General features: G+C 62.1%; 16 protein-coding genes. 10 read left to right on the top strand and 6 right to left on the bottom strand.

The genetic code is table 11. From position 1 onward, the window contains the following. The first annotated feature begins 319 nt into the window (after nt 1–319). The 9 genes from J4E58_RS06460 (at nt 320) to J4E58_RS06420 (ending at nt 12,907) form a co-directional block, all read left to right on the top strand. The gene (locus J4E58_RS06460; protein WP_087089076.1) at nt 320–883 is read left to right on the top strand and encodes a fimbrial protein; all 564 of its coding nucleotides are present in this window, start codon (nt 320–322) and stop codon (nt 881–883) included. A 24-nt stretch (nt 884–907) separates the two neighbouring features. After that, nucleotides 908–1,675, top strand: coding sequence for a molecular chaperone (locus J4E58_RS06455; protein ID WP_087089074.1), 768 nt, complete (start codon nt 908–910; stop codon nt 1,673–1,675). A 169-nt stretch (nt 1,676–1,844) separates the two neighbouring features. Then, the gene (locus J4E58_RS06450; protein WP_087089072.1) at nt 1,845–4,415 is read left to right on the top strand and encodes a fimbria/pilus outer membrane usher protein; all 2,571 of its coding nucleotides are present in this window, start codon (nt 1,845–1,847) and stop codon (nt 4,413–4,415) included. Continuing rightward, a complete protein-coding gene (locus J4E58_RS06445; protein ID WP_087089070.1) occupies nt 4,415–5,194 on the top strand; it encodes a molecular chaperone in 780 nt (259 codons plus the stop codon). Before J4E58_RS06450 ends, J4E58_RS06445 begins: the two co-directional genes overlap by 1 nt. A gap of 79 nt (nt 5,195–5,273) precedes the next feature. Continuing rightward, entirely contained in the window at nt 5,274–6,959 is a 1,686-nt protein-coding gene (locus J4E58_RS06440; protein ID WP_087089069.1) for a ShlB/FhaC/HecB family hemolysin secretion/activation protein, read from the top strand. 74 nt (nt 6,960–7,033) lie between these two features. Beyond that, complete coding sequence (locus J4E58_RS06435) at nt 7,034–10,069, top strand: GLUG motif-containing protein (RefSeq protein ID WP_087089067.1); 3,036 nt, start codon at nt 7,034–7,036, stop codon at nt 10,067–10,069. A gap of 123 nt (nt 10,070–10,192) precedes the next feature. Further along, nucleotides 10,193–11,428, top strand: coding sequence for a fimbrial protein (locus J4E58_RS06430; RefSeq protein ID WP_256580901.1), 1,236 nt, complete (start codon nt 10,193–10,195; stop codon nt 11,426–11,428). A 93-nt stretch (nt 11,429–11,521) separates the two neighbouring features. After that, nucleotides 11,522–12,451, top strand: a complete 930-nt coding sequence (locus J4E58_RS06425) for a LysR substrate-binding domain-containing protein (protein WP_007928849.1) — start codon at nt 11,522–11,524, stop codon at nt 12,449–12,451. Nucleotides 12,452–12,544: 93 nt separating this feature from the next. After that, on the top strand, nt 12,545–12,907 hold the full coding sequence (locus J4E58_RS06420) for a 5-carboxymethyl-2-hydroxymuconate Delta-isomerase (RefSeq protein ID WP_087089065.1): 363 nt from the start codon (nt 12,545–12,547) through the stop codon (nt 12,905–12,907). Between the two features lie 24 nt (nt 12,908–12,931). Here J4E58_RS06420 and J4E58_RS06415 read toward each other — a convergent pair whose 3' ends face one another. The 5 genes from J4E58_RS06415 to J4E58_RS06395 form a co-directional block, all read right to left on the bottom strand. Further along, a complete protein-coding gene (locus tag J4E58_RS06415; protein WP_007928853.1) occupies nt 12,932–13,870 on the bottom strand; it encodes a LysR family transcriptional regulator in 939 nt (312 codons plus the stop codon). Nucleotides 13,871–14,053: 183 nt separating this feature from the next. After that, on the bottom strand, nt 14,054–14,965 hold the full coding sequence (locus tag J4E58_RS06410; RefSeq protein ID WP_087089063.1) for a DMT family transporter: 912 nt from the start codon (nt 14,963–14,965) through the stop codon (nt 14,054–14,056). A gap of 16 nt (nt 14,966–14,981) precedes the next feature. Beyond that, entirely contained in the window at nt 14,982–16,166 is a 1,185-nt protein-coding gene (locus J4E58_RS06405) for a cyanate transporter (RefSeq protein ID WP_087089061.1), read from the bottom strand. A 260-nt stretch (nt 16,167–16,426) separates the two neighbouring features. Continuing rightward, nucleotides 16,427–16,897, bottom strand: a complete 471-nt coding sequence (gene cynS / locus J4E58_RS06400; RefSeq protein ID WP_009042607.1) for a cyanase — start codon at nt 16,895–16,897, stop codon at nt 16,427–16,429. A gap of 74 nt (nt 16,898–16,971) precedes the next feature. After that, nucleotides 16,972–17,631 carry a carbonic anhydrase gene (locus tag J4E58_RS06395; protein ID WP_007926930.1) on the bottom strand — a complete coding sequence of 220 codons (660 nt, stop codon included), beginning with the start codon at nt 17,629–17,631 and terminating at the stop codon, nt 16,972–16,974. Nucleotides 17,632–17,754: 123 nt separating this feature from the next. Here J4E58_RS06395 and cynR point away from each other — a divergent pair, with 123 nt between their 5' ends. Further along, entirely contained in the window at nt 17,755–18,669 is a 915-nt protein-coding gene (gene cynR / locus J4E58_RS06390) for a transcriptional regulator CynR (RefSeq protein ID WP_087089059.1), read from the top strand. On the opposite strand, the gene J4E58_RS06385 is transcribed toward cynR, so the two are convergent. After that, complete coding sequence (locus J4E58_RS06385) at nt 18,642–19,424, bottom strand: transporter substrate-binding domain-containing protein (RefSeq protein ID WP_087089057.1); 783 nt, start codon at nt 19,422–19,424, stop codon at nt 18,642–18,644. The genes cynR and J4E58_RS06385 overlap by 28 nt on opposite strands. Between the last annotated feature and the right edge of the window lie 15 nt (nt 19,425–19,439).

Below are 19,439 nucleotides of genomic sequence, written 5' to 3'. Positions count from 1 at the left end.
ACGTAGCGCGTGAAGAAGTACACAGTCTTGTCTCATAAGTAAAGACGAAATCAATGGACGGCTTATTAGGATATTTCTGATGGGTGCTTCGGCCGTCTCTCAATTCAAATTCGAAGGTTGATCGGTAAGCTACGGCTTCCTTTGGGCGTCCTTCATGGGCTGCCAAGGGAGCTTGCTATTGTTGTCGACCAATCGACTTAGACTTTGAATGAGAGAGGCTAGGGCTGCTATGGCTGGCGTGATTTGGTCATGGCTGAACCGGAAGGGCGATCAAATAAATCGCACTTCTTTTGCCGATCAACGTGAACAAGGAAATCACATGAAACGAACATCTTTACTATCCCTGGCAACTTCCAGCTTGATGCTTGCCGCACTTGTTCCTTCGTTATCTCATGCCACTGATGGCGTGGTTAACTTCTCTGGCAGCATCACCGACGTGACTTGCAATATCAACGGCAAGGCCCCGGGTGAAGACAACGTCACCAACGTGGAACTGGGGCGCATCTCTCCTTCGATCTTCAAGGCCATTGGCGATGTTTCTCCGTTCAAGGGCTTCCAATTGGTGCTGTCCGGCGCGGATTGTTCCAATGGAACCAAGGTCGTCGTTGATTTTGACCAGGTGGGCAACGTCGACGCGGTGACCGGAAACCTCAAGCTGATCGGCGCGGCACCTGCTACCGGCGTGCAGATCCAGGTGTACAACGACAATGTCGCAGCTGGCACGAAAGTCCCACTCGGTCAGTCGGAAGCCACGCCACAGGTCGCCACCGTTGCAGGCAACACGGCAACCCTGAAGTTCAAAGCGAACTATGTCGCGACCGCCGCTAGCGTTGGCGCGGGTTCGGGTAACTCCTTCGTTCGATACACCCTGTCGTATAAGTAAAGGCCAGCGCCCGAGGAGTGATTCATGACGCCGAAAGCGCGTATTTTTTCTTCTTTCGTTCTCGGCGTCATGTTCTTGGGCGTATGTTCTGGAATCGTGCAGGCGTCGGTAGTCATCCAGGGCACTCGGCTGGTTTATCCGTCGGATGCTCGTGAAGTTACTATAAAAATGAACAATACCGGTGCCTCTGCTTCATTGGCCCAAAGTTGGATTGATGATGGCGATTCAACTAAAGGCCCCGAGGAAATAAAGGTTCCATTTTTGCTGTCCCCTGCGGTGATCCGCCTGGACCCGGATAGTTCGGCTTCGCTGCGTGTTTCCTATACGGGTGAAAAACTTGCAGAAGATCGGGAGACCTTGTTCTGGCTCAATGTGCTGGAAACGCCTCCGCGCAAGGAAGTCGATGAAAATGTCTTGCAATTTACGTTCAGAACTCGAATCAAAGTGTTCTTTAGGCCCAAGAACTTGAAGTCGGATGTGGACTTGGTGGCGAACAAGCTCGATTGGCAATTCAAACAAGCCAGTCATCCGGATGGAAAAGGCAAAATTGAGCATCGCCTGGGGATTCAGGTAAGCAATCCGACGGCGTATTACGTTTCTTTCGGCAAGGTCGAAGTTGCCCTGGATGGGCGACGGATTGCAGTTAAAGATGAAATGATCGCGCCTTTCAGTAGTGATTTTTTTCCATTGCCCGAACAGGCTCCTCAGGCTTATCGAAAAGCCTCTGTCCATTACGAGGTCATTAATGACTTCGGTGGGCGGCGCGTACTTGAAAAACCGTTGTCCCTGTAACTTTTCTCACCCTGCAGTTTTGTCATTTCTATGACCTGGCTGCATGCCGGTATCGAATATGTTGAACGTCCAGCGTAGTTATCTGGTTGTTTTTGCTTGTGCGTTAGTTTCGTACGGTTTTAGTCCAGGTCGGTTTTTTCTATGTCTTGTTTCTACGGCGGCTATTGTCATGACGACTGAAACATGGGCTGAAACCTCCACTGCCGAGCCCGCAGGGCAGGGCGTGGTATTCGATTCGCAGATGTTGTTTCAGACCGAAGGTGCCCCCATCGATACCAGCCGTTTTGAGCGCCAGGGCTTTCTCATTCCGGGCAATTACCGCATCGACCTGCTGGTAAATGGTCAGTGGCGTGCCACGCAGAACATCGAGTTTCGCGACACTCATGGGCCGCAGGGCGGCCAGCCTTGTTATGAGCGTTCGTTGCTGGTTCGCGCCGGTATCGATCTGGACAAGGCGGCTTCGGCGCAACCTTCCGCAGAAAGCATGCCGGAGGGCGCCTATTGCGCCGACCTGGCTCGCTACATTCCGGGTCTCACCACGAAGATCGATCTCAAGGAGCTGACGATCGATCTTTCGGTCCCGCAATATTTCCTGCAGAAGAACCTGTCGAAAACCTATGTCGATCCGGCGAACTGGGATCATGGCGTTTCCGCGGGGCTGCTCAACTACAACACTAACCTGTTCAGCGTGCAAAACAGCGGCCGCACCATGACCAATGGTTATGCCGGGCTGAACATGGGGCTCAATGTCGGCTCGGTGCGTTTACGGCATAACGGCACCTTGACCTGGTCGCCGCAAACGGGTGGCCATTATCAGCGCGGGCAAGTTTATGCCCAGACCGAACTGCCGGCCTGGCGCTCGCAGCTGCTGGTGGGGGAGAGCGCCACCGATGCGGATCTGTTCGACTCGGTGTCGTTCCGCGGTGTGCAGTTGTCCAGTGACGATCGGATGCTTCCTGACACTGATCGTTATTACGCGCCTGTGGTGCGCGGTACGGCCAGCTCGAACGCCAAGGTGTCGGTTTATCAGCGCGGTTATCTGATTTCCGAAACCTCGGTTGCGCCAGGGCCATTCGAGATCAGCGATCTGCAGGCCGCCAGCTTCGGTGGCGACCTGAGCGTCACCGTGACCGAGGCTAACGGGAAGAGCAGCAGCTTCATCGTGCCCTTTGCCACGACTGTTCAGTTACTGCGTCCTGGAAACTCCCGATATGGCTTCACCGCTGGCCAGATCATCGATCCTGGACTGCGTGGCAATAACCAGTATGTGCTGCAAGGGACAGCCCAGCACGGTCTGGATAACGACATTACCGGATACATCGGCGGTGCTGTCACGGGCAGTTATATGTCGGTGCTGATGGGGAGTGCGCTCAATACCGATGTGGGGGGATTTGCTTTCGATGTGACCCAGGCCAAAACCAACGTGCCCAGGAGGGGCCGTCTGAAGGGGACGAGCCTGCGTCTGTCCTATAGCAAGAACCTGCCCAATAGCGGTACCAACTTCTCGTTACTGGCTTATCGCTACTCGACCCGTGGTTATTTGGGACTGCATGACGCGGTCGCGTTGCAGGACTTCGTCGAGAGCGGCGAACGGGTGGAAGCCTTCTCCCGAATGCGTGACCGGCTGGATGTGAATATCAGTCAGCAGTTGAAGGCCACTGGCGGGCATCTCTATGCCAGTGGTTCGGCGCTCAATTATTGGAACAGACAAGGTAAGGCCCTGAGCTTTTCCACGGGTTACAGCAATCAGTGGCGGGGCAATAGCTATTCCTTCGCCGTACAGCGCACGTTGGGACAGAACCGGTATTCAGGGCGTCGGGCAGTCAGTAGCAATACGACCTTGAGTTTGACCCTTACGATCCCGCTGGGCCGTGAGACTCGGGGCGCAACGGTGCTCAATAACTTCGTCAGTCACGACCAGAGTACGGGAACTCATCTGACCAGCGGCGTTTCCGGGACAGTGGACGACGCGGGCAAAGCATCCTATGCCGTGTCCGTTTCCCGTGATGACAAGCAACGGGAAACCAGCCACAACGCCAGTCTCAATTATTCCTTGCCCCAGGTGGCCTTAAGTTCCAGTTTTTCCCAGGGCAGCGATTACCGCCAGGGCTCCATCGGCGCGTCCGGCGGCATGATCCTGCACCCCGGCGGCCTGACGTTTGCCCAGACCCTGAGCGAGACCAGCGGCCTGGTCTACGCGCCTCATGCCAAGGGCGCAGGTGTCGGCTACAGCGGCGCGCAGGTGAATGGCAGCGGTTACGCGGTGGTGCCCAGCCTGACGCCTTTCCAGCTCAACACCGTGGATATCGACCCGCAAGGCATGCCCGACGACGTCGAGCTGCAGGTCAGTTCGCGCAACACCGCGCCGGTGGCTGGAGCCGTGGTGATGCTGTCTTACCCGACCCGCAAGGCGCGCTCTTTCCTGATCAACAGCCTGCAACCCAATGGCGCGCTCCTGCCGTTTGCCGCGATCGCGACCGACGCCGAGAGCGGGGTGGAAATGGGCGCGGTCGGCCAGGGCAGTCGCCTGGTGCTGCGCAGCGAAAAGGACCAGGGTTCGATCCGCGTCGAATGGGGTGATCAGCCTGGGCAGCAATGCCTGATCGACTACCGCTTGTCCAAACGCGATGCAGCGGCTGCCAAGGCGGCTGAGGCGAAGGGCTATGAGGTATTCGACCTGCCATGCCGCCCGCTACCTCCCGACACTGCCGGCGCGCCCGCTCAGGCGAGGAACGGCTGATGCGACAGGCAGGCGGCTTGTGCTGCCCCTCGGCCATGGCTCGGCGAATCTGTGAGGGCCTGATGGCGGCCTGGCTGCTGATGTCGCTTTGCGCCGACGTCCAGGCGGCGCTGGCCATTACCGGTACGCGCTTCATCTACCCGGCCAATACCCCGGCGTTGACGCTCAGGGTCGGCAACACCGGCGATGCGCCGATCCTTCTGCAAGCCTGGCTGGATCGGGGGGATACGCGCGCCGACCCGAGTCGTTTGACGGTGCCGTTCGTACTGTCGCCGCCTATTTCACGGCTCGACCCGCAACAGCGCAGCGCCCTGGTGGTGCGTTACACCGGCGAACCCTTGCCCGGCGATCGCGAGTCGGTGTTCTGGATCAACTTCCTTGAAGTGCCACCGGTGACGACCAGCGACAGCAATGTGCTGCGCCTGGCCTATCGCATGCGCATGAAGCTGCTGTACCGCCCTTCGGGCCTTGCCGGCAAGGCGGACGAGGCAATCGGGCAAGTGGTCTGGAGCCTCGACAAGGCACCCGGAGCGGACGGGCAGATGGCGTTGCTGGCCACCAGCCGGGCGCCTTACTACGTGTCCATCCCGCAGTTGGAACTGGGCAGCGGGGCTCAATCGATCAGTTGGCAGGGGATCACGCTCGAGCCTTTCGGCACGACACGTATCGCCCTGCCCGCAACAAAAAAGGCAGCCGTCGCCAATGCGACGGTCGTTCGTTACCAGGTGGCGATAGACAGCGGGGAGACGCTGAGTGGAAGTGCGCGGTTACAACAGTAGTTTTGCGATGGACAGATTCGCGGCGAGTGCGTCGTCATGCGGTTGCGGTCGAGCGCCCGAGGGTGCGCGACCGGTGGGCATGAGTCTGGGGCGGCGTGGGTCGTGTTTCGTGCTGGCGGCGCTGCTGCCCCTGGCGGTGCCCGATATCGCCTTGGCCTTGCAGGTACCTAGCGCCGGTCAGGCGATGCGTGACATCGAGTCGGTCCAGCCGGTCCAGCCAGTTCCTTCGGAGCTGGAGTTGGATCTGCCCAAGGCCGAGACACCCACCGCGCCAGCAGCCCCGGACACCTCCGGGATCCGGGTGCAGGTCCAGGCGTTTGCCATCGAGGGCAACCAGGTTTTCGCCACCGAGCGCCTGCAGCCGCTGCTGGCCGACCTGCAGGGCCAGGAGCTGGACCTGAACGGTTTGCGCGCAGCCGCGCAGCGTATTACCGACTACTACCAGAAGCGGGGTTATGTACTGGCCCGCGCTTTCCTACCGCCCCAGGACATTGAAAACGGCCTGGTGCGGATCGCCGTGGTGGAGGGGCGTTACGGACGCATCGAAGTGCAGAACCGTTCGCGCGCCCTGGATCAGGTGGTGCATGCGCCGCTGTCGGCGCTGAACAGCGGCGAGGCGGTATACGACGCGGACCTGGAGCGCAGCCTCTTGCTGTTGAGCGACCTGCCCGGGGTCCAGGCCCGGGGCACCTTGCGTCCTGGCCAGGAGTACGGGACCACCGACCTGGTGATCGACGCCGAGCCCGGGCCGCTGCTGAATGGCACCCTGGAGGCGGACAACTTCGGTGGCTACTACACAGGCGAATACCGCCTGGGCGGCAGCCTCAACCTCAACAACCCCTTGCGCCTCGGCGACCAGCTCAGCCTGCGGGCGATGCGCAGCGACGAGTCGCAGCGTTATTACCGGGCGGCCTACCAGTTACCGGTCGGGCCCTGGTCGACCCGAGTCGGCGGTGCGTACTCGGAAATGAGCTACCGCCTGTACAGGGACTTCGAGGTCCTCGACTACCACGGTACCGCCAGCTTTCGCAGTTTTTTCGTCGCCCAGCCGCTGGTGCGCAGCCGCACCTTCGACCTCACTGCGCAACTGCAATACGAAGACAAACGGCTGCGCGACGATATCGACCTGTTCGAATTCAGTAACCGCAAGCGGATCGGCCTGTGGACCCTGAGCCTCAGCGGCAACAGCCAGGACCGTTTTTTTCGGGGAGGCCAGAACTTCTTCGATCTGTCCTACGGCAGCGGTCGGTTGCGTTTTGGCGACCGCGAGGAAGAGGTTAGCGATACTCGTACCGCAGGCATCTCGGGCGGGTTCGCCAAGCTCAATCTCAACGCCGCGCGCCTGCAGCGCCTGAGCGACCGTTTCCAGCTCTATACCCGGCTGAGTGCGCAATGGGCCAACAGCAACCTGGACAACTCGGAAAAGCTCGGCCTTGGCGGTCCCTACGGTGTGCGTGGCTATTCATTGGGCGCCGGCAGTGGCGACCAGGGCTGGCAGGCCAGTACCGAATTGCGCTACGCGCTGGCTCCACGCTGGCAGCTCAGTGCTTTCGCCGACACGGGCACGGTCAAGGTCAACCGCCAACCCTGGACCTCCGAAAACAATACCCGCCGGATCACGGCGACCGGTATCGGTGCCAGCTGGGCGGGGCCTTCGCAGCAAGTCAACCTGACGCTCGCCTGGCCGCTGCATGACAACGGCAAGACCCGGGACAAGCCGGAGCGCCGCCCCCAGGTCTGGATGAACGCGACGCAATATTTCTAGTACCTGCTCGTAGCAGGAGTGGTGTCGTTCTGCAAATGGTTTGCAGAACGTTCTTTAGTGAAGAGGGCGTTACCGTGAACAAAATGTATGCACTGGTTTGGAACCAGGCCCTGGCATGCTGGAATGTGGCTCATGAAGGGGCACGTCGCCGGCGCAAGTCGGGTGCGCGCAAGGGGATGGTCGTGGCGGCTGTCAGCCTGCTGGGAGCGGGCGCCATGTCCTCGGCATTCGCCCTGCCGACGGGGGGAACCGTGGTGCACGGTACCGGCGATATTCTGATCTTCGGCAATAACAAGGAAATGTCGATCAACCAGCATACCGACAAGCTGATCACCAACTGGAACGACTTCAGCGTCGCAAAGGGCGAGAGGGTTACCTTCAACCAGCCCGGTAAAAGCTCGGTTGCGCTGAACCGCGTCATCGGAACCAATGCCAGTAACATCCAGGGCCGGATCAATGCCAATGGCCAGGTATTCCTGGTCAACCCCAACGGCGTAGTGTTCGGCCAGGGCGCCCAGGTCAACGTGGGTGGTCTGGTGGCTTCGACCCGAAGCATCAGCGACGATGACTTCAAGGCCGGCAAATACAATTTCTCGGGCAACTCGTCGGCGGAGATCATCAACAACGGCGACATCATTGCCGACCAGGGCGGCAACGTGGCGCTGCTGGGGACCAACGTTCGCAACGATGGGGTGATCCAGGCGCAAATGGGCCGGGTGGTACTGGGCGCGGGGGACAAGTTCACCGTGAACTTCGACGGCAACAACCTGCTCAACCTGCAAGTCGATGGTGCCGCAGTGGATGCCCTGGTGAAAAACGGTGGCCTGCTCAAGGCTGACGGCGGCCAGGTGCTGATGACCGCCAAGAGTGCCGGCGACATGTTGCGGACCGTGGTCAACAACCAGGGCACCATCGAGGCCAATACCCTGCGTGGCACAGCCGGCAAGATCACCCTCGATGGCGGCGATATGGGCAAGGTGCTGGTAGGCGGGGCGATGACCGCCAGTGCCATCGGCGCCGTGGGTAACGGCGGTGTGATCGAGACCAAAGGCGCGAATACCGAGGTGCAACTGGCGACCCGGGTCAATACCCAGGCCAGCAACGGCCAGACCGGCAGCTGGAAGATCACCTCGCGCGAGGTCAAGGTCAATCCGACAGCGGCATCGGGCAGCGACACCGCCTACGCCGATACCTTGTCGAACAACCTGGCGACCACCAATATCGAACTGGCCAGCAGTGCCGGCGATGTGGTGGTGGGTGGTCCCGTCACCTGGAACAGTGGCAATCAGCTGAAGCTGTCTTCCAAGCGCGACATCGAGGTCAATGGCGGACTGGCCAGCACCGGTATCAAGGCCCGGGTCGAGATGAATGCCGATAAAGCCATCCGGCTCAACGGCAACGTGACCCTCAGTGGGGCCAATGCCAGCCTTGGGATGAACCATGGCAGCGGCTATGCCCTAGGGCAGGACGCGAAGGTCACTCTGTCCGGTACCGGGGCCTCGTTCGATTCGAACGGCGCGCTTTACGATGTCATTCAAAACACCGCCCAGTTGCAGGCGGTCAATAACAACCTCAATGGCTTGTATGTCCTGGGGACCGACATCAAGGGTTACGGCAACTTCAAGTCCATTGGCGGCAATGGCACCTTCTCTGGCGTCTTCGATGGCCTGGGCAATACCGTCAGCGGTTTCACGGTGACCAATACCGGGCCCATGGTTGGTCTGTTCGCCGGCAACTCGGGCAGTATCAGTAACCTGAAGCTGGCCAACATGACCGTCAATGGCACTACCTCCGGAGTGGGCTTCAGCTATATCGGCGGCCTGGTGGGGGTGAACACCGGGACCCTGACCAACGTCAGCGCCACTGGCCTGCGCGTCAACGCCAACGCCTCGAACACCAACGTCGTGGGTGGCCTGGTCGGGCTCAATGCTGGCGGTGCGATCGATCGCGCATCGGTGGGGGGCAACTCCTACGTGAATGGCAACAGCTATACCACGTCGGTGGGTGGCCTGGTCGGTGAAAACGTTTCAGGGGGTACGGGTTCCGCGAGCATTACCAACAGTTTGGCGAATGTCGCCATCGGCGGGTACCTGGCGCGCAACTTCGCTGGTGGTGCGGGCGGTCTGGTCGGTACCAACAGGGGCGGTTATATCGCCGACTCTTCCAGCAGCGGTTCAGTCGGTACCTACTCGTGCAGCTATGTGGGCACGAATGTAGGCGGGCTGATCGGTTACAACCAGGCAGGCACGGTCGAGCGGTCCAGCTCCTCGGCAACGGTGCAGGGTCACAGCGCCAGCAACATTGGCGGCCTGATCGGGTTCAACACCAACAGTGCGGTCAGGGAGTCCAGCTTCAGCGGTAAGGTCAACGGTTACGGCAGTGCCTCGGCAGGCGGGCTGATCGGTTACAACCAGAACAGCACGCTGAACGACGTCAAGACCAGCGGTACGGTCTACGACACTTCGGGCACCAATGTCGGTGGCCTGGTCGGCCAGAACTTCTACGGCAAAATAGACACCGCCGAGGCCTTGGCCAATGTCACCGCGGGTGCCAACAGCAATACCGGCGGGCTGATCGGCAGTAACTACGGCGGTACCGTCAGCCACGTCGTGGCTCGCGGCAAGGTCGTGGCAGGCAGCAACAGCAATGTCGGCGGGTTGATCGGCAACAACGACGGTGACCTGAGTTCGGTCGAAGCCAGTGGTGAAGTCCGGGCCGGGAGCAACAGCTTCGTGGGTGGCCTGGTGGGTACCAACGGTCGCACCCTGGGCTCGACTATCGAAACCGCTACGGCCAAGGGCACTGTCTACGGTGATCGGGACAGTAACATCGGTGGGTTGGTGGGGCAGAACCATGGCCAGATCTTCAACTCCCTGGCCCTGGGCTCGGTGAGCGGCGGTTACTACACGAGGCTCGGTGGCCTGGTGGGGCTGAACATGGGCAAAGTTCGTCAATCGGTGGCCAGTGGCAAGATCAACGCCAATTACCCGAGCTACCAGACTTACGGCGGCCTGGTCGGCGTCAACTATGGCGAGATGAAATACAACTCGGCACTGGGCGAGGCTGCCCAGGTACCGCTTTCCGGCATGAACCTGGGAATCATCCAGTAACCCTCGGCACCACCCGCTGATACTCAGGTATCGCGGGTTCCCGATACGTCATGCCGCGGCATGGCGTATCGGTTTTTCAGGATTCATCACCTCTTTCAGGATGATCCGCGATGCGGGTCTTCCATGAGCAACGAAACCCGGTCGGCCAACACGGCCGGGCTCAAGCAGAGCATGGAGAATGGCCCCATGACCCATCTATTGGCGTTGAGGCCCGCCGGCCACGTACGTCGGTTCTACCGCAGCGCCCAGGTACTGGCTTGTTTGCTCCCGGGCTTGATCGGCGCGACGGCCCAGGCCGCCTTGGTGGAAAGCCAGGCAATCGACTGCTCGTTCAGTAACGGTGCCGGCCGGCCCTGGGTGGAAGTGACGCCGTTGACCAGCACCACGCCGGTAGGCTCCGTCCTGTGGCAACGACCGGTGGCCCTGATCACCAACTACCGATATGGCGGGGCTACGGGTAACAAGGCCCATGAGTTGGTCTCTGCCGGATACTGGACCGCGGGTACGCCGCTGCCCGACGCCATCGCCCCGACCAACATCGACGGTATCGGTTTCAAGATCGCGGTGAACTCCTCCGACGGCGTCCTCAGGAATATCACCCAGGTGTCCAAGCCCGTAGCGTTGGAAAAGAACCAGGTTATCTATGACCCCGGCGCAGGCCAGAACCAGCGTTCGCTGATGGTGACCAACTATCTGCAATCGCTGATCCTCACGGTGCCCCCCAGCCAGTTGCCCAGCGGCGAGCTGGTGATCGACCGTGTCGCCGGCAGCTCGGGGCTGATGCTGTATGCGGTCGACCTGCTCAAGGGGGTGGCCAGCCTGGGAGGGGAGGTCACCATTCCGAACGACAACATGCCCATCGGCATCTGCCGCAAACCCTACTCCTTGATGGGCCCCGCCATCATCAATATGGGCGGGGGAGGCGGGATCACCGTTCCCAACACCTGTGTGGTGGAGTCGTACAGGACCATACCGGTGAAGCTCGGGCGTTTCTCCCTGGCCAATTTTCCCAAGGTGGGTTCGACTTCGTCGCCGGTACCGTTTCGCATCGAGCTGAGCCAGTGCGCATTGAATGCCAGGCCGCAGATCACCTTCACCGACAAAGTTGCCGCTCACACCGACCCGTCGGTGCTCAACCTGGCGGCTTCGCCCAACAGCGCCAAGGGCTTCGGCATCATCATGATCAACGACCTGAACGGGCAGCGGGTCAAATACGACGGCACCCGCTACGACATGCAACGGGTGGGCGACAGCGCGATCATCCCGCTGCGGGCCGGCTACATCCGCACCGGCAGCGATGCCGAGGTCAAGGTCGGCGATGCCGATGGCGCGGCGGAGTTCACCTTTACCTTCCCCTGAACATTCAGGGTTGAACCAAGCCCCTTCAATGGCGATAGACGCCGTTGCGGGGCCTTTCTACACTGGGCTCCGACCTGGGGATGGAGCACGCGGATGAATCGCAACGAACTGCGCAAGGCCGATATCAACCTGATGGTGGTGTTCGAAACCCTGATGCTCGAGCGCAATGTGACCCGGGCGGCGGAGAAGCTGTTTCTCGGCCAGCCGACCATCAGTTCGGCGCTCAATCGCTTGCGCGCGATCTTCAACGATCCGCTGTTCATTCGCGTGGGCCACAGGATGGAGCCGACCGCCCGCGCCGAAGAGCTGATCCAGCACCTGTCGCCGGCGCTGGATGCCTTGTCCTCGGCCCTGAGCCTGACCCACGATTTCGATCCCGCCAGCAGCACCATGACCTTTCGCATCGGCTTGTCCGACGACGTCGAATTCGGCCTGTTGCCGCCGCTGCTGCGGACCTTGCGCCAGGAAGCGCCGAAGGTAGTGTTCGTAGTGCAGCACGCGGACTACTGGCGGATCCCGGATCTGCTGGCCGCCGGCGACATCACCGTGGGCATCAGCCAGACCCGCGGGCTGCCGGCCAATGCCAAGCGCAAGCTGCTGCGGCATATCCAGCCCAGCGTGCTGCGCGCCGATGCCAGCGACACGCCACTGACCCTCGACGAATACTGTTCCCGTCCGCATGTGCTGGTGTCGCACACGGCCAATGTCAGCGGCTTTGCCGATGAATGGCTGGCCGAGATCGGTCGACAGCGCCATGTGGTGTTGTCGGTGCCGCAGTACAGTTCGCTGCCGGCGTTGCTGGCGGGGACCGACATGATCGCCAGCCTGCCGGACTACACGGCGGCGGCCATGGCGGCGTCGGGGCAGTTGTTCCAGGAGCCGTTTCCGTTCAAGACCCCGACCCTGGACCTGTCCATGGTCTGGCTCAGTCATGTCGACACCGACCCGGCCGAACGCTGGCTGCGTTCGCGGCTGGAGGCGTTCATGAGCGACCGCGACCTGGCGCCGCTCAAGGCGCGTTGAATCTCTTATCCCTTCGTAGAGGACTCAGGCAGGCGGTCGCGAGGCGTGTAGTATGGAGCGCCTTTTCACCCCCACCTTTCAGGGAGATCCGCCATGCCTCATCTGCATATGGAATACACCGCCAACCTGTCGCAACTGGATGCCGACAAGGCCTTGCTGCGGTTCAACAACGCGTTGGTGGCGTCCGGGCAGTTCGCTGAATACGACATCAAGAGCCGCGCGCGCAAGGTCGAGACGTTTCGCGTCGGCACCGGCCTCGGCGAGCGGGCGTTCGTGCATGTGAAGCTGTCGTTGCTCAGCGGGCGTTCGCCAGAGATCAAGAAGCAGCTTTCGCAAAGCCTGCTGGCGGTGCTGCAGGAACTCTGTGAATGGCCGGCCGGCGTCGAGTTGCAACTGGCGGTGGAGATCCTGGATATCGACCGCGAGTCCTACGGCAAGCTCAGCATCGGCCACTGAGCCGGAATGCCACAGGGCCTGGACCTACAATAGGCCCTGCTGCGCGCAGACCTTGACCACTTGCTCGCGGAACCAGGTGTTGGCGCTGTCCTGGTCGGTGTGGGCGCTCCATTGCATGTCCAGGGTAAAGCCCGGCAGGCCGTTGGGCGCTTCGCAATGGCTGAACACCGCGTCGTTGGTCAGCAGCGCCTGGATGCGCCGCGGCAGGGTCAGGATGAAGTCGGTGCCGGTGATCATTTTCAGCGCCGCGCTGTAGCTGTTGGAGCGCGCGACGATCTGCCGCCGGTGGGCCTGGCGGGCCAGCCAGCCATCGACCATGTTGGTGGTCGAGGTCCAGGGCGTGGGGTAGACGTGCCGACGCTCGACGAACGACTGCAGGCTGAAACGCGGTTCCAGCGGCGGCGTCGCGCGCTTGTCGAAGACACACACCAGGTCATCCTCGAGCAGCACCTGCGACTTGAGGTCGGGGTGGTTGTGGTGAAAGTTCGGACCGAAGCAGACCACCAGGTCCAGGCTGCCGTCGCGCAGTTCCTCGGCGGGGATATCGGTTTCCAGCTTGTGCACGTTGACCGTCACCGGCAGGTCGGCGAAGTCGAAGCCCTTGAGCAGCCGCGGCAGGATCAGCAGTTCGAAATATTCCGGCGCGCAGACATTGAAGGTGACGGCCTGGCGGGTCGGGTCGAAAGCCTGGACCCCGGAATGGCACAGGTTGATGCTTTCGAGAATCTTCAGCACATGGCTGTACATGGTGCTGGCTTTGTAGGTCGGACGCATGCCGGTGCGGGTATTGATGAACAGCTCGTCCTCGAAGCCGGTGCGCAGTTTTTTCAGGCAGTAGCTGACGGTCGACTGACTCACGCACAGGGTTTCCGAGACCCCGGTCACGCTGCTTTGCTCGTACACGGCGACGAACACCATCAGGTCCTGCATATCGAGCTTTCTAAGCAAGTTACTGTTCAGCATCAGTTCCGTCTCGTTGAGCACCTCGCGCGGTCGTGCGCAAACCTGCCTGATGCTAACGGAACGATCGTCCTAATTGAATCCTTGCCCCGGGGTTTCACGGATAGCGAAGGGACAATTAATTCCGAGAACACGACCTGTGCGGTGTGGCGCGGCGCGTAGCGGCTGTCCCTTGGTGTTGCGCCTTCAACCGGGCACCAGGACTGGCCGGCGGCTGCCGAGGATCAGGGCGAGCATGCCCAGGCCCACCAGCAGCGCGCCGAGCAGCTCGCCCGGCAAGGGATGCCGGCCCAGCACGAACCAGTGGAAGAGAGTGATGAACAGGGTGCTCAGGTAGATGTAGGAAATGACCGTGGCCGGTGCGATCACCCCGATGGCCCGGTGCAGCAGCCAAAAAGTCGCCAGGGTGGCGAACAAGGCCAGGTACAGCAGCCACAGACTGTCGTTGAGAGTGAGCAGGACGGCGCTGCGCCAACCACCGCCCGGCAGGCAGAAGGCGAACAGGAACAGCGCGCCGAACAACATGTTCCAGAAGGTCATGGCGGCCGGGCTGCGATCTTTCAGGCTGGTGGCTTTCAGCCGTTGGCTCAGCGGCGAATAACCGGCCATGGCCAGGCAACCGACCCCATACACGCCGACCGCGTAGAGCGACGGCATACCCTCGGCGCCGCCGCCCCTGAAGGTCAGCAGCATGGCCCCGGCGGCCGCCAGCAGCATCGGCAACAGGCGGTTTTTTGCTGGGTTGTCGCTCAGCAGGAGGCCCTCGAACAGCAGGGTCAGCAGCGGCACCAGAGCGAACAGGATGCCGGTATTGATCGCCGAGGTATGCCGCAGCGCCTCGAACAGCGAAGCGAAATAGATCGCCAGCAGCAACCCAAGCATGGCATGCGCCCGCAGCCCGGCGCGGTTGATCCGGAGCGTGCCGTTGAGCCACAGCGCCGGCACGAACATCAGGGCCGACAACAGCAGGCGCAGGCCCGTCAGCAACAGCGGGTCGACGGCCTGACTGACCCGGGCCGCGGCGAAAAAAGAAGCGGCGATCAACATCGCCCACAGCAGCATGCCGAGATGGGCGTTGAGCAAGCTGGCGGGTTTCATGAGCGCGTTCCCCGGGTCATTGGAAGTGGCGGTGGTAGTGCCGCGGATCGAAGCGCAGGACCATCAGGATCATCAGCGCCATGACCGCGGTCAGCGACCACCAGGCCCACTCGAAACTGCCCAGGCGGTCGCGGATGATCCCGGCGAGCAGCGGCGACAGGCCGGCGATCAGGTAGCCGATGCCTTGCACGAAGGCCGTCAGGCCACCGGCACGCCGCGGATGGTCCAGATGGTCGAGGGACACGATCAGGCTCATGGGAAACAACCCGCCGATACCCAGGCCGAGCAGGCACGGCCAGAGCAGGCTCAGGTGCCGGGGGCTGAGGATCAGCCCGCAGAAGCCGGCGATGATCAGCGCCAGCAAGGCCACCAGCACCCGGCGGCGGTCCTGGCTGCGGTTGGCGATGGCCGGCGTCACCAGGCCCGAGATCACCTCCATGGCGGTGAGAAATCCCAGCAGCAGGCCGGCGTCCTGTTCGCTCCAGCCCTGTTCCACGTAATAGGGGGCCAGCCACGCCAGGACGCAGGTGTAGGACGCCGTGCCCAGGCCGAAGAAGATCGCCAGCAGCCAGGCGCGACGGTTGCCGGCAAAAGATTCGTGGTGCGTCGCGGCGCCAGGCAGTTTCGGCATGGCCGCCCGTTGCGCGTACCAGAACAGCAGCGCCAGGACCGCCAGCGCCGCCCAGATCGCCAGGCCCAGCCGCCAGCTGCCGGTGCGGCTCATCACCAGCGGGGCAAAGGACGCCGCGACCGCCGCGCCCCCCATGATCGAGGTGACGTACAGGCCCATGAACAGCGAGACATTGTCGGGAAAGCGCGACTTGATCAGTGCCGGCATCAGCGACTGGATCAGGGCGATGCCGAGGCCGGCGAGCACGGCGCTGAGGATCAGTTCGGCGGCCGAATCGAGGAACAGCCGCGACAGGGTGGCCAGGCCAATGACCAGCAGCGAAATCACCACGCTGCGGTGGTCGCCCAGGCGCTGGCCGATGCGCACGCCGAGGAACATCGCCAGGCCCATGGCCATGACTGGCAGCATGGTCAGCAGCGCGGCGCCGCTGAAACTCAGGGCGATATCGCCACGAATCCCGGACAGCAAGGGGCCGACGGCGGCCATCGACGGCCGCAGGTTCAAGGCCACCAGCGTCACGCTGAGCATCAGCCAGAAGACGGGGCGGGTTGTCGCGCGAACGTTTTCCATAACCAGACCTTGAACAATTCAGGCGCTGATTAGGCGGGGAGGGGCGTGGCCGGAGCAAATCAGAAAGTGTGCAGGACTATCTAGAAATCAAATAACACCTGTAGCCGCTGCCGCAGGCTGCGCTGGGCCGCGAAGCAGCCCCCAAACCTGCACATGCGGTCTGCCGGAAGCACCACGTTGCCCGGGCCAGTCCTACGGCCTGGATCGCAGCCTGCGGCAGCGGCTACAGGGGCCCGCGACGGTGCGCGGGCCTCGGGCGATCAGAACGGCTTGGTCGGCAGGTACTTGCCATCCAGGGTGATCACCGCGCGGGAACCACCCTCCGGATCTTCGACTTTCTTGATGTCGAGCTTGAAGTTGATGGCGCTGATGATGCCGTCGCCGAACTGCTCGTGGACCAGTGCCTTGAGGGTCGAACCGTAGACCTGGAGCATTTCATAGAAGCGGTACACGGTCGGGTCGGTGGGGATGCCGCCGGGGATGCTGCCGCGCGACGGGATGCTTTGCAGCAGGCGGCTGGCGTCCTGGTCCAGGTCGAGCTTGCTGCAGACCAGGTCGGCGGCCGCGGCCGGCAAGGCGTGCTGGCCGAGCAGGGCGGCGGTGACGAACGCCAGGCTCAGGCCGGTACCGTCGGTGAGCTGTTGCCACGACAGGTTCTTGCGCGCCTTGGCGTCGATGATGGTGTCGGCCAGGGCCAGGCGTGGGGCTTGGGCGAATTGGGATTGCAGCATGTCGAGTTCCTCGTTGGGATGGTGAAACGGTTGTTGAACGAGTCGTTGAAAAAGGGTCGTTGAAAAGAGAGCGTTCAAGCCGCGTGTCGCGGTTTACCGACCAAGGCGCAGGCGTCGGGGTGTTCGGCCAGGGACACGAAGCCCTGGCTCGGGCCGTCCAGCGCGGCAATGGCGCCGCTGGCGATGTCGTAGACCCAGCCGTGCAGGTTCAGCCGGCCCTGTTCCAGGGCCAGGGCGACCGCGGGATGGGTCTTCAGGTTAGCCAACTGGGCGATCACGTTTTCCCGCACCAGGGCATCCAGGCGGGCTTCGTCCGAGGCATGGCTGCGGGCGGCATTGACCACCTTGGCCGACTCGGCATGGCGCAGCCAGTTGGCCACCGCCGGCAGATGGTCCAGGCATTTGCAGGTGGAGATGGCGGTCATGGCGCCGCAGTCCGAATGCCCGCAGATCACGATGTCGCTGACCCCGAGCACGGCTACCGCGTACTCCACAGTGGCCGACACACCGCCCGGTTCCGGCCCGTAGGAGGGCACGATATTGCCGGCGTTGCGGATCACGAACAAATCGCCTGGCTCCTGCTGGGTCAGCAGTTCCGGCACTACCCGGCTGTCGGAGCAGGTGACGAACAGGGTGCCGGGGTTCTGGGTGGTGGCCAGTTGCTTGAACAGCTCGCTGCGTTTCGGGAAGGCTTCGCGCTGGAACTTGAGAAAGCCGTCGATGATGTGCCGCATGGTGGTTCTCCTTGCATCGCTGATGGCGCAAGGATGGGAAATTTCAGCTATAGCGTCCAAGACTGGCTTGTTATGCTGGCCATAAGTACTGCCTATAGTTGGCGGTCCTGGCCTGGAGACACCATGCTGCTACGTCATATCCGTTACCTGTTGGCCGTCGCCGAGCACGGCAACTTCACCCGCGCCGCCGAAGCCTTGCACGTGTCCCAGCCGACGCTGTCGCAACAGATCAGGCAACTGGAGGACAGCCTCGGCGCGCCGCTGTTCGACCGCTCGGGGCGCACCGTGCGCCTGACCGACGCCGGCGAGGCCTATGTGCGTTATGCGCGGCTGGCCCTGCAGGACCTGGAGGCCGCCAGGCGCGCCATGCATGACGTGCAGGATCTGCGGCGCGGCTCGTTGCGCCTGGGCATGACCCCGACTTTCATCACTTACCTGGCGGGGCCGCTGCTGACCCGTTTCAACCAGCGGTATCCGGGGATCGCCCTGAGCCTCGAAGAGATGACCCAGGACCGACTGGAAGCGGCCCTGGCCGAAGACCGCCTGGACCTGGGCATTGCCTTTGCCGGGCAGCACCTGCCGGATATCGACAGCCAGCTGTTGTTCGAGGAGAGCCTGAGCCTGATGGTCAGCCGCGAGCAGCAGCCCGAGCTACCGCGGGAACTGACGGCGGCCGAGCTGGAGCGGCAGCCGCTGGTGCTGCTCAGCGGCGATTTCGCCACCCGCCAGCATATCGACCGTTATTGCCGCGAGCAGGGCATGACGCCGCGCATCGCCATCGAAGCCAACTCCATCGGCGCCATTGTCGAAATCGTTCGCCGCGGACAACTGGCGACCATCCTGCCGCTGGCCATCACCCAGGAGCAGCCGGGCCTGAGGCCGGTGATCCTGCAACCGCCCCTGGCGCCCCGCAGCGTGGCGCTGCTGGGGCGCAAGGGCGCTTATCGCAGCGCCGCGTGCCAGGCTTTTCGCGAGCTGCTGACGACTGCTTTTCGCGAGCGGCTGACGGCTCAGGGCGTGGGCGCCGCCAGCCACTGATTGACCACGCCGCTGTAGAAACCGGTGGCCTTGCTCAGGTGCAGCCACTGGTCGACATAGCTTTTCCAGGCGACGTCGTCCCGTGGCAACAGGAAGGCTTTTTCACTGTATTGCAGGTACTGCTCGGGGTTCACCGCACACAGCCCCGGCTTGAGTTTCTGCTGGAAGCGCGCTTCGGACGCGTCGGTGATCATCACGTCGGCCTTGTTCTCCAGCAGTTGCTCGAAGATGGTCACGTTGTCGGCGAACAGGGTCAGGCTGGCCTTGGGCAGGTGGGCCCGGGCGAAGATTTCGTTGGTGCCTCCCGGCGGTTCGATCAGGCGCACCGAAGGCTGGTTGATCTGCTCGACGGTCTGGTAGCGCTGCTTGTCGGCGCACCGCACCAGGGGGATTTTCCCGTCGACGCCCAGGGTATCGCTGAAGAAGGCTTTCTTCTGTCGCTCCAGGGACACGGAAATACCGCCCACGGCGATGTCGCACTGGTTTGCCAGGAAGTCCGGCATCAGGGTTTTCCAGGTGGTCTTCACCCACTTCACCTCGACCCCCAGGCTTTGCGCCAGGGACTGCGCCATCGAAATGTCGATGCCTTCATAGGCACCGTCCGCGCGCAGGTAGGTGTAAGGCTTGTAGTCGCCGGTGGTGCAGACGTTCAGGTGTCCGCGTTCGATGACCTGATCCAGGTGCGAGGTGCTTGGCGCGGCAAAGGCCGGGGCGCTGAGGGTCAGCAGCGAGCAGAGCAGAAGGCGTGCTTTCATGCGGTCGATCCTTGA

It is taken from the genome of Pseudomonas sp. FW305-25 (assembly GCF_017351415.1).
GTDB lineage: Bacteria > Pseudomonadota > Gammaproteobacteria > Pseudomonadales > Pseudomonadaceae > Aquipseudomonas > Aquipseudomonas chlororaphis.
The sequence above is the reverse complement of the archived record's forward strand: the minus strand, read 5'-3'. Positions and strand labels throughout refer to the sequence as shown.